Origin of the sequence: Acidovorax sp. SUPP2825, assembly GCF_030158995.1 — a bacterium.
Taxonomy (GTDB): Bacteria; Pseudomonadota; Gammaproteobacteria; order Burkholderiales; family Burkholderiaceae_C; genus Paracidovorax.
Genome location: NZ_BQXK01000025.1, coordinates 57888 through 68418 on the forward strand (window position 1 = coordinate 57888; position 10531 = coordinate 68418).

Consider the following 10531-nt stretch of genomic DNA (forward strand, 5'->3'; position numbering starts at 1 on the left):
CTAGCTTTCAGACCAACTGGTTGCGAATGGCGTACACCGTGAGTTCCGCGTTGTTGGTGAGCTTGAGTTTTTCCAACACGCGGGACCGGTAGACGCTGACCGTCTTGGGGCTCAGCATCAGTTCTTCCGCGATGTCTGACAGGCGTTTGCCGGACGCAATCTTCACCAGGGTTTGCAGTTCCCTCTCCGACAACGCCTCGTGGGGCAATTCGGGACTCGGCTGAGCCAGGCTGTCCGCCAGCATCTGCGCCACCTCTGGAGTGAGGTACTTGCGGCCTTTCATCACGGTGCGCACTGCTTCGATCAACTCCACCGGATCGCCTGCTTTGTTGGCATAGCCCTGTGCGCCCGCGCGCAGGCACCGCAGCGCATATTGATCCTCGGGATACATCGATACGACCAGTACCTTGACGGCGGAGTCCGTCTCGCGAAGGCTGGCGAGCACTTCCAGGCCGCTGCGGCCGGGCATGTTGAGATCGAGCAGTAGTACGTCGCAAGGCGCGGTGCGCAATACCTCCCTCAGCTCGGAGTAGCCACCGGCCTCGCCCGTCACCTGAATGTCCGGTGCCTCCGAGAGCGTGTCACGGATGCCCCTTCGCAGGACCGCATGGTCATCACACAGCACGACCTGGATCATGGTGCCTCCTCCTCTGAAATGTTTTGGGGTGTCAGCGGCACTGACAGGATGACGGCGGTTCCTCGGCCGGGATGGCTGCTGATATCGAGCCATCCTCCCACAGTGCGCGCTCGCTCTTGAAGGCCTTTGAGACCGAATGATTTGGGTTTCTCGCGCATGGCAGGCTCCATGCCCCGTCCGTCGTCGGTGACCTCCAGTGTCAGTACCCCTTCGCTGTCCGACAGGTCGACGCCGACCTGTCGTGCTTCGGCATATTTGAAGACATTGGTCAGGGCTTCCTGCGCCGTGCGGTATGCCACCAGCTGAATGGCTGCGTCCACGTGGATTGTGTCCTTGCTCGTGTGCACCCGGGTGGGAATGCCGGTGCGCCGCTCGAAACTTTCCGCCAGCCATTGCACGGCGGCCACCAGACCCTGGTCCAGGATGGGGGGGCGCAGATTCATCATGATGCGCTGACTCGCCTCGATGGCGTGCTGCAGCATCTCGGTGGCGGCCGCCGCGTGGGCCTGCATCCCGTCGTCCTTGGCATGCCGGCTGATCCAGCCCACATCGAAACGCACGGCACTCAATGCACCGCCAATGTCATCGTGGATCTCGCGGGCAATGGCGGCCCGTTCTTTTTCGATCGAGCTTTGCAAATGCTCGGTGAGTTCTGCCAGTCGCCGTTCGGAAGCAGCCAGATCGGCCGTGGCTTTCTCCCTCGCGCGCCGAGCCTCGTGCACTTCGATGGCGCGGTCAATGACGTGCGGCAGCCTCGCCATGTCGTCTTTGAGAAGGTAGTCCGCAATGCCCAGCCGCATCGCATCCACCGCTGCCGCCTCGCCGATGGCACCGGAAAGCAAGACGAAGGGCGGATGGGGCTCCCGCTGCGCCACCACACTCCAAGCGTCCAGCGCAGTGAAGCCGGGCAGGCGGTAGTCCGCAAGGATCAGATCGAAAGGCTCTGCATCGAGTCGCTCCATGAACGATGTCAGTGTGTCCACGTGGTGGATTTCATACACCACGTTGGCGCGGCGCAACGTAATGCAAGCCAACTCATGATCCGCTACAGAATCTTCTAAATGCAGGATGCGCAAGGGTCGATCCGTTACTCCTGATGGCATGGGGAACGCTATCATAGGATACATATTGGAACAAACAAGGGTGTTTGTCCCGTGCGGCGGTGATCGAGGAAAGCCGAGAGAATGGTTTGCATGGGACGTCTTTGCCAGTGGATTCCGCCACCAGCGTCTTGCCGAATTGGAATTTGTTTGCCCTGCAGCCGCTTGCAGTTCTGGAGAAACGATGCAATCTACGCTAACTAGCCCTGGCGGCCCAGGGGTTCAAGTGCCAGTCATGGTTGCTGCAGAATTGCAAGACTCCTTGTTGGTCGTCATGCATGATCTGCACCGACTGGAAGGCCTGCTCAGCCACGCGACCGACAATCTGCTGGCACGCTTCGGCGAAGCCAACGGTGCGTTGACCGACGATGTGGTCGGCGATTCGGCGGAACTCGCCGCGCTGCGGACGGCACTGCGCAGTGCCGTCACTGAACTGCAATTCCAGGACATGGCCTCCCAACTGATCTGGCACACCACGAAGGTGCTCCAAGGATGCGCTTTTCGCCTTGCCTCCGAAGCCATGGGTACCGAAGAGGGCGAAGAAGCCGCGCCCTTCGCTGAAATGGCCCCCGACCGTCCCAATCCTGTCACGCAGAGCGAAATGGATGCAGGATCAATCGACCTGTTCTGAGCCCGCGCCCGTAACTGGTTACCTTATATATTTCAAGTGAGTGGAGCCCTACATGCAATCGATTCTTGCCGTTGATGATTCACCGTCCATGCGAAAGATGGTGTCCTTCACCCTGACCGGGGCGGGGTACCACGTGGTGGAGGCGGTAGATGGGCAAGACGCGCTCGAAAAGGCCGAAACCCACGATATCCATCTGGTGTTGGCCGACCAGAACATGCCAAGACTCGACGGAATCGGCCTGACCCGCAAGCTGCGTGAGCACCCCCGGTTCAAGACCATTCCCATTCTGATCCTCACGACCGAGTCGAGCGACCAGATGAAGCAGGCGGGACGTTCCGCGGGCGCCACGGGCTGGCTCGTGAAGCCTTTCGATCCGAACCGCTTGATCGAAGTGATTCAAAAAGTCATTCGCTAACGCCATCGCGTGCAGATAACCTAAGTACTGGAGCCCCTAATGGCGGATACCTATCAAGAAGGCGCGGGCGGTGGCGCGGACTTCGATCTCAGTCAGTTTTATCAGATCTTCTTCGAAGAGGCGGGCGAGAACCTGGACCAGATGGAGCACATGCTCCTGGACCTGGATCTGAGTGCGGCCAATGACGAAGAATTGAACGGTATTTTCCGTTGCGCGCATTCCATCAAGGGAGGGGCTGCAACCTTCGGATTCTCCGATGTTGCAGAGTTGACTCATCAAATGGAATCGCTGCTGGACCGCTTGCGGCGCCATGAACTGCAGCCCATTCCCCAAATGGTGGATGTGCTGCTGGAGTCTGCCGATGCGTCCCGCAGCCTGCTCGCTAGGCACCAGGCGGGAGGCCAGGGCGAAGCCGTATCCACGGCGGAACTGGTTCGCCGAATCAGTGAATTGGCTGCCGGCAATGTCCCTGCCGAACCTGTGGCGGCCGTGGCGCCGCCCCCCCCACCGCCGCCAGCGCCGGCTCCTGTGCCTGCGCCAGCTCCGGTCACGCCTGCCCCATCCATTCCCGCCGCGGCAGCTGCACCGGGTAGCGCGCGCTCCCTCGAGATCCGCATCGGTCCGCTGGAGCGTTTGGAACAGGCTGACGCCATCAAGGAATTGTTCCGCGATATTCCCGGCCTCGGTTCCATTCGCGACGTCCCTTCTGACGAGCATGGTGTCCGGCTGTTCGCGGTCGAGACCACTTCCACCAACGATGACCTGCTGGATCTGTTCGCCTTCCATGTGTCGAAAGACCAGGTCAGGATCGGTGCAGAAGACGGTTCGGCCAGTGTGGAAGCTGATCCGGAAGCAGCCCTGCTGCAAGCGGGCGAGGTGTCCACGGAAGCACCCTATGGATTCTTCAATGGATCCCCGGGTATGCCTAGCGATCGGACGGAGGTGGCCGTTGCAAATGTGTCAGATGCCCCGTCTGCCAAGCAGCCTGCAGCCGCAGCCCGCGCTGCGGAGCCCAAGGCGGTCAGCCAAGCACAGATGGAGTCCACCACCATTCGTGTGGCAGTGAACAAGGTTGACCAGTTGATCAATCTGGTCGGCGAATTGGTGATCACCCAGGCCATGTTGGCGCAGAACAGCCGCGGCCTCGACGCGGGGGCCTATCAGCAGTTGCTCGCGGGGTTGGCCGATCTGGATCGCAACACACGGGATTTACAAGAGTCCGTGATGTCGATCCGCATGATTCCCATGTCGATCGTGTTCAGCCGCTTTCCGCGGATGCTCAGAGACTTGGCCAACAAGCTGGGCAAGAAAGTCGAGATGGTCACCTTGGGTGAAGCCACCGAACTGGACAAGAGCTTGGTCGAAAAAATCACCGACCCATTGACGCATTTGGTTCGGAACAGCTGCGACCATGGCATTGAAATGCCTGCTGACCGGCTTGCTGCAGGGAAGTCCGAGCATGGAACGATCACGTTGTCCGCCTCGCATCAAGGCGGCTCCATCGTGATTGAAGTGCGTGACGATGGTCGAGGACTCTCGCGCGAAAAAATCATGCGAAAAGCCAGGGAGCGTGGGCTGGATGTCTCCGATCAGATGAGCGACGCAGATGTGTGGGGCCTGATTTTCGCGCCAGGCTTCTCCACGGCCGATGAAGTGACCGATGTCTCCGGGCGTGGGGTCGGCATGGATGTGGTGAAACGGAATATCGCTGCACTCAACGGGTCGGTGGAAATCGATTCTGCCGAAGGGTATGGCATGCGCGTGTCCGTGCGGTTGCCGCTGACGCTGGCGATCATGGATGGCATGTCGGTGGGAGTGGGGGAAGAGGTCTACATCCTTCCGCTGTCTTCTGTCGTGGAGTCGTTCCAGGTCAATCCCGATGATGTCAATACGGTCGCGCAAGGATCTCAACTGGTCAAGGTGCGGGATGAATATATGCCGGTCATCGCCCTGGAGAAAACATTCCAGGTCCCTCGCCTGGATCAAAGCAAGTCCAGCAACATCATGGTGGTGGTTGAGGCGGACGGTAGCCGGGTCGCATTGTTGGTGGATGAGTTGCTCGGCCAACACCAAGTCGTCGTGAAAAACCTGGAAACCAACTATCGCAAAGTGCCCAATGTGTCCGGCGCCACCATTCTCGGGGACGGAACTGTGGCACTCATCCTGGACACAGGTGCTTTGGTGCGGCGCGCTCGCCACTGAGCCCGCGACCCGTTGATATAAGGAGAGCCCTATGGCTGGAGTGATGGAAAAAACCAATGAAGCGACTGTCTCTGGCGCCCGGGAGTATTTGACTTTCCGGCTGGATCAAGAGGAGTATGGGATCGACATCCTGAAGGTGCAGGAGATCCGCGGCTATGAGCCGCCGACACGCATCGCCAATGCACCAGACTTCATCAAGGGCGTGACGAATCTGCGCGGCACCATTGTTCCCATCGTTGACATGCGGCTGAAATTCAGTTGTTCCAAAGCGGAATACAACAGCTTCACGGTGGTCATCATCCTGAATCTGCGAAACCGGGTTGTCGGGATCGTGGTGGACTCGGTGAGCGACGTCATGGAACTGAACTCGGACCAGATCCGCGTTGCCCCGGAGGTGGAGAGCACCATCGACACCAACTGCATCGTCGGCTTGGGCTCGGTGGGTGAGCGCATGCTCATTCTGTTGGATATCGAGAAGCTCATGGCCAGTATGGACATGGGTTTGGTGTCTGCCAACGAATGAGGCCGACACTTCGCCGCCACGCAACGGCTTAAAGATCAATCGACGTGGCTGTATCCGTAACCGCTGGCCTGTGAACCATCGACCTCTCGAAGTGAAAAGCAACATGCGCCAGACCTCCAGTCCTCTCCCTCCTGCACGAGGCGTGGCGGAATCACCAGCGGTTTCGCCTTCATCGGGCCCCTTGGCCCAAGGGCGAGAATTCGTCTGGACCAACGCAGATTTTTCACGTGTCCAGGCGCTCATTTATCAGCGGGCTGGTATCAGTTTGCACGACGGCAAACATGCAATGGTCTACAGCCGTTTGTCGCGGCGGTTGCGCGATACCGGGCATACGAGCTTTCATGAATATCTGAGCTGGCTGGAAACCCATGATGGCCCGGAGTGGCAGGAGTTCGTGAACGCGCTCACGACCAACCTGACAGCGTTCTTCCGCGAACAGCACCACTTTGAGATTCTGGCCAATCTCCTGCGTACACGGCCTGCGGGTCCGTGGAGTGTTTGGTGCAACGCTGCATCCACCGGGGAAGAACCATATTCCATCGTGATGACGGCCATGGAGTCGTTGAGCAGTAACGGTTCGTTCAAGTTGACGGCCAGCGATATCGACTCCCGCGTGTTGGCAACGGCAGCGGAGGGGGTGTATCGGCTGGACAGTGTGAAGGGGTTAAGTGCAGAGCGCCTTCAGCGATTCTTCTTGCGGGGCAAGGCGTCGAATGCCGGGTTTGCACGTGCCAAACCTGAGTTGCGCCGAAGCATCGATTTCCTGAGCGTGAATCTCATCCGCGACGACTGGCCTTTTCGGGAGCCGTTCGACGTCGTGTTTTGCCGCAATGTCATGATCTATTTCGATGCCCCCACCCAGCGCAAGGTACTGGAGCGCATCCATCGTGTCTTGAAACCGGGCGGCATGCTTTTTGTCGGGCATGCTGAAAACTTCAGCGAGTCCCGTGACCTTTTCACTTTGCGCGGCAAGACCGTGTATGAGCGCCGTTGACCGATAGTCTTCTGCAAGAGCCCACATGACCAATACCCGCCCTGGCTTTCCCCCTCCGTCTGGCGCACCGCCGTCCGCCTATGGTGGAACGGTAGAGCGGCGTCGTGCACCGCGAATTGCGCCGCTCAGTGCCGATATTTACACTGGCACTCCAGCCTCTGCCGCAAAGCAATCAACATTGCCGGAGCTCAAGGCGCAAACGCGCCGGCCGGGAGAAGCCTCATTTTTCTTTTTTGATCATCATTTTCAGCACAATGCGGTCAAAGTGCTTCCCGGGGAATATTTCGTCTCGGATGAGAATCTGGTGATCATGACCGTGCTCGGCTCATGCATTGCCGCTTGCCTGTGGGACAGCCGTAGCCGGGTCGGTGGTATGAATCACTTCATGCTCCCCGATGGCGATTCCTCCGATGTATCCGGCCGCTATGGCTCGTATGCCATGGAGTTGCTGATCAACGAAATGCTGAAACTTGGAGCTCGCCGGGAAAGCATGCAGGCCAAGATATTTGGTGGGGCACAGGTGATGCATAACTTCACCACGATGAATGTGGGTGAGCGCAACACCAACTTTGTGCTCAACTATCTCCAGACAGAGCGTATCCCGATTGTTTCGGAAGACGTGCTCGATATCTATCCACGCAAAGTCGTTTTCTTTCCAGTGACAGGAAAAGCGATGGTGAAGCGGCTCGCCCATGCGCATCCAGAGACATTGGTGGAGCAGGAAGTTCGCGGCAACGCTGCGACGGTTGCCAAAGCGACTGCCGGCGGATCAGTGGACCTCTTTTGAGAAATGAACAAGGACATGAGGGAATGAGCAGGAAGATCCGGGTGATCGTTGTGGATGATTCGGCGTTGGTGCGCAGTCTTTTGGCCGAAATCATCAATCGCCAGCGGGACATGGAGTGCATTGGAACCGCCAACGATCCTTTGATTGCACGCGAAATGATTCGCGAAATGAACCCCGATGTCATTACCTTGGACGTCGAGATGCCGCGCATGGATGGGATTGATTTTCTTGGGCGCCTGATGCGCCTTCGGCCCATGCCCGTGGTGATGATTTCCACGCTCACGGAGAGGGGGGCTGAAGTCACGATGAAGGCACTCGAACTGGGAGCGGTTGACTTCGTTGCCAAACCCCGGGTCGGCCTTTCCAGTGGTCTGAATGAATTGGCGACCCAGATCGTTGAGAAGATTCGGGTGGCCGCTGTCGCACAGGTCCGAAGAGCGCCGGTGCAGAGCCCAACCCGTCCGCACTCTCCAGCAACTGGTTCTGTAGAGGGGGCACATGCTCCGACGCATACGACCACATTGCTGGGCCGCTTGTCGACGGAAAAGCTGATTTGCATCGGTGCATCCACTGGTGGAACAGAGGCTATTCGCGAAGTGCTGATGCAGATGCCTGCAGACTCGCCCGCGATCGTGATCACACAGCACATGCCTCCAGGTTTCACCACAAGCTTCGCCGCCAGGCTCAATGGGTTGTGCCAAATCACAGTGAAAGAAGCGGCCAACGGAGAGCGCATCTTGCCTGGCCATGCCTACATAGCGCCCGGAGGAAAGCAGTTTCATATTGCACGCAGTGGAGCCAACTATGTGGCCGTGGTGGATGATGGTCCTCCTGTCAATCGGCACAAGCCGTCGGTGGAGGTCTTATTCAAGTCGGCCGCGGGGGTAGCGGGACGTAACGTTTTCGGCATCATGTTGACCGGCATGGGAAATGATGGTGCCTCCGCGATGCGCGAGATGAAGGATGCTGGCAGTTACAACTATGTGCAGGACGAGGCAAGTTGCATCGTTTTCGGTATGCCCCGGGAGGCCATTGCACATGGCGCTGCAGATGAGGTTTTGCCTTTGACGCAGATTGCACCGGCTTTGATCGCCAAGCTGCGTGGTGCAACCGATCGATTGCACCATCGCATCTAGGTATTGGTGCGTAAGAAGACAGGGAGTTAGGACGACAAAGCGGTCCAGCGCTCCAGCGCAATCATCAGTTGATTTTCGATCTCTCCCTCCCTTGCATGGAGTGCGGCCGCACGTGCACCATCTTTGGCATATAAGGAACCGTCAGCCAGTGCTGACTGGATTGACTGTTGCTCTGTCTCTAGTGTGGCAATTTGAGTTGGGAGCTGTTCAAGCTCCCGTTGCTCTTTGTAGCTCAACTTCTTCTTGGGAAGATGTGCTGACTTTTCCTCTACGTCCACAGTGTCATTGCGCTCAACTGCCGCTTTGGAGGGGGGCAAAGACGTGGGATTGAGCAGCCCACTGCGCCGGGACTGGGTCAGCCAGTCTTGAACACTGCCCTCGTATTCCCGCCAGAGCCCGTTTCCTTCATACGCAATGGTGCTGGTCACCACATTGTCAAGGAAGGTCCGATCATGGCTCACAAGGAATACGGTGCCGTCATACGTCTGAAGTAATTCCTCCAGAAGATCCAGCGTGTCGATATCTAAGTCATTCGTTGGCTCGTCAAGCACCAGCACATTGGCAGGACGTGCGAAGAGGCGAGCCAGAAGCAGTCGGTTGCGTTCCCCTCCTGAAAGTGAGCGGACTGGTGAGTGAGCCCTGGCAGGGGAAAAAAGGAAATCGCTGAGGTAACTTTTGACATGCTTGCGTTGCTTGCCAATCTCGATCCATTCGCTGCCAGGGCTGATGAAGTCTTCAAGGGTCGCGTCGAGGTTGATCGCATGTCGCATCTGATCAAAGTACGCTACCTGCAGATTGCTTCCTCGCCGAACGGTGCCCTCATCTTGAGCTAGTTCACCTAGGATGAGCTTGAGCAAAGTGGTTTTTCCCGCACCATTGGGGCCGATCAAGCCCACTTTGTCGCCGCGGAGGATCGTTCCAGAAAAACCTTTGACGATGACTTTGTCTCCGAAAGATTTGCTGACGTCAGACAACTCCGCAACGATCTTGCCTTGATAGCCATTTTGGGCACCCGAGGCAATATCCATCTTGACGCTGCCCAGCACATCTCTTCGAGCACTGCGGTCAGTTCGCAGGGCCTCAAGGCGCCCGATGCGGCTTTGACTGCGGGTTCTTCGGGCTTCAACACCCTTGCGCACCCAAATTTCCTCTTGAGCGAGCAACTTGTCGGCCTTGGCCGACACAACGGCCTCCTGGGCAAGCTGCTCACCCTTTTGAAACACGTACTGGGCGAAATTTCCCGGATACGATCGGAGTTGCCCTCGATCGAGTTCCACAATCCGCGTGGCTACTCTGTCCAGGAATGAGCGATCGTGGGTGATCGTGATGACGCTGCCTTTGAAATCAATCAATAGATCTTCCAGCCATTCGATGGAATCCAGATCGAGGTGATTGGTTGGTTCGTCCAGCAGCAGAACATCCGGTCTTGCGACCAACGCTTGCGCAAGAGCGACTCGTTTTTTCGTACCGCCAGACAGGGTGCCTACGATCGAGTGGGGATCTAGCCGAAGTCGTTGCAGGGTCTCTTCGACCCGCTGTTCCCAGTTCCAAGCGTCGTATGCCTCGATCTGCGACTGCAATGCATTGAGGTCCAGTCCCGGGTCGCCAGATAGGTAAAGATCTCTTATTTCTGCCACTTCGCGCAGCCCTTCTGAGGCCGCGGAGAAAACGCTTGCATCCATCTCTAGGACCGGCTCCTGAGCAACGTAGGCAATTCGAATTCCCTGTTGGACTTGCAGGGAGCCATCATCGGGCTTGGCAAGACTACCCAAGATTTTCAGTAACGATGACTTTCCAGCACCGTTACGCCCGATCAATCCGACGCGTTCGCTGGCTTCCAGGGAAAAGCCAGCATGATCTAGCAGTGCAACATGACCGAAAGCCAGTTGAGCATTAAGTAGGGTGAGAAGTGCCATATGCGAGGAATTATCCGGCTTAGCGCTGACTGAGGCGCAAGGCGGCTGCGGCAAGACACATTGCAATTTTTTGTCATCTTTCTCCTACGGGGGTGAGGAAAGTGGTCTATACTTGCGGGCTTGGCAGGTGAGACGGATGACTGAGTTGTTCGGAGAGTCTGACAAGAAAGGTTGGTTTTGAGTTGTGGCC

General features: G+C 57.7%; 10 protein-coding genes. 7 read left to right on the forward strand and 3 right to left on the reverse strand.

Going from position 1 to position 10531, the window contains the following annotated elements:
* Window positions 1–7: 7 nt before the first annotated feature.
* Both AVAK2825_RS22505 and AVAK2825_RS22510 read right to left on the reverse strand, forming a co-directional pair.
* A complete protein-coding gene (locus AVAK2825_RS22505; protein ID WP_272565372.1) occupies window positions 8–637 on the reverse strand; it encodes a response regulator in 630 nt (209 codons plus the stop codon).
* Window positions 634–1755: a hybrid sensor histidine kinase/response regulator gene (locus AVAK2825_RS22510; protein WP_502870594.1), complete on the reverse strand. Its 1122-nt coding sequence runs from the start codon at window positions 1753–1755 to the stop codon at window positions 634–636. Before AVAK2825_RS22510 ends, AVAK2825_RS22505 begins: the two co-directional genes overlap by 4 nt.
* Before the next feature lie 166 nt (window positions 1756–1921).
* Between AVAK2825_RS22510 and AVAK2825_RS22515 the strand changes: the two genes are divergently transcribed.
* The 7 genes from AVAK2825_RS22515 (at window position 1922) to AVAK2825_RS22545 (ending at window position 8425) form a co-directional block, all read left to right on the forward strand.
* Entirely contained in the window at window positions 1922–2368 is a 447-nt protein-coding gene (locus tag AVAK2825_RS22515; protein WP_272565370.1) for a hypothetical protein, read from the forward strand.
* Window positions 2369–2420: 52 nt separating this feature from the next.
* Window positions 2421–2783, forward strand: coding sequence for a response regulator (locus tag AVAK2825_RS22520; RefSeq protein WP_092745705.1), 363 nt, complete (start codon window positions 2421–2423; stop codon window positions 2781–2783).
* 39 nt (window positions 2784–2822) lie between these two features.
* A complete protein-coding gene (locus AVAK2825_RS22525) occupies window positions 2823–4985 on the forward strand; it encodes a chemotaxis protein CheW (protein ID WP_284402664.1) in 2163 nt (720 codons plus the stop codon).
* A gap of 31 nt (window positions 4986–5016) precedes the next feature.
* Window positions 5017–5508, forward strand: a complete 492-nt coding sequence (locus AVAK2825_RS22530; RefSeq protein WP_272550831.1) for a chemotaxis protein CheW — start codon at window positions 5017–5019, stop codon at window positions 5506–5508.
* 103 nt (window positions 5509–5611) lie between these two features.
* The gene (locus AVAK2825_RS22535; protein ID WP_272569819.1) at window positions 5612–6502 is read left to right on the forward strand and encodes a CheR family methyltransferase; all 891 of its coding nucleotides are present in this window, start codon (window positions 5612–5614) and stop codon (window positions 6500–6502) included.
* A 25-nt stretch (window positions 6503–6527) separates the two neighbouring features.
* Window positions 6528–7289 carry a chemoreceptor glutamine deamidase CheD gene (gene cheD / locus AVAK2825_RS22540; RefSeq protein WP_284402665.1) on the forward strand — a complete coding sequence of 254 codons (762 nt, stop codon included), beginning with the start codon at window positions 6528–6530 and terminating at the stop codon, window positions 7287–7289.
* 23 nt (window positions 7290–7312) lie between these two features.
* Window positions 7313–8425, forward strand: coding sequence for a protein-glutamate methylesterase/protein-glutamine glutaminase (locus tag AVAK2825_RS22545; protein ID WP_284402666.1), 1113 nt, complete (start codon window positions 7313–7315; stop codon window positions 8423–8425).
* Between the two features lie 26 nt (window positions 8426–8451).
* On the opposite strand, the gene AVAK2825_RS22550 is transcribed toward AVAK2825_RS22545, so the two are convergent.
* On the reverse strand, window positions 8452–10341 hold the full coding sequence (locus AVAK2825_RS22550; protein WP_284402667.1) for an ATP-binding cassette domain-containing protein: 1890 nt from the start codon (window positions 10339–10341) through the stop codon (window positions 8452–8454).
* Window positions 10342–10531 lie beyond the last annotated feature (190 nt).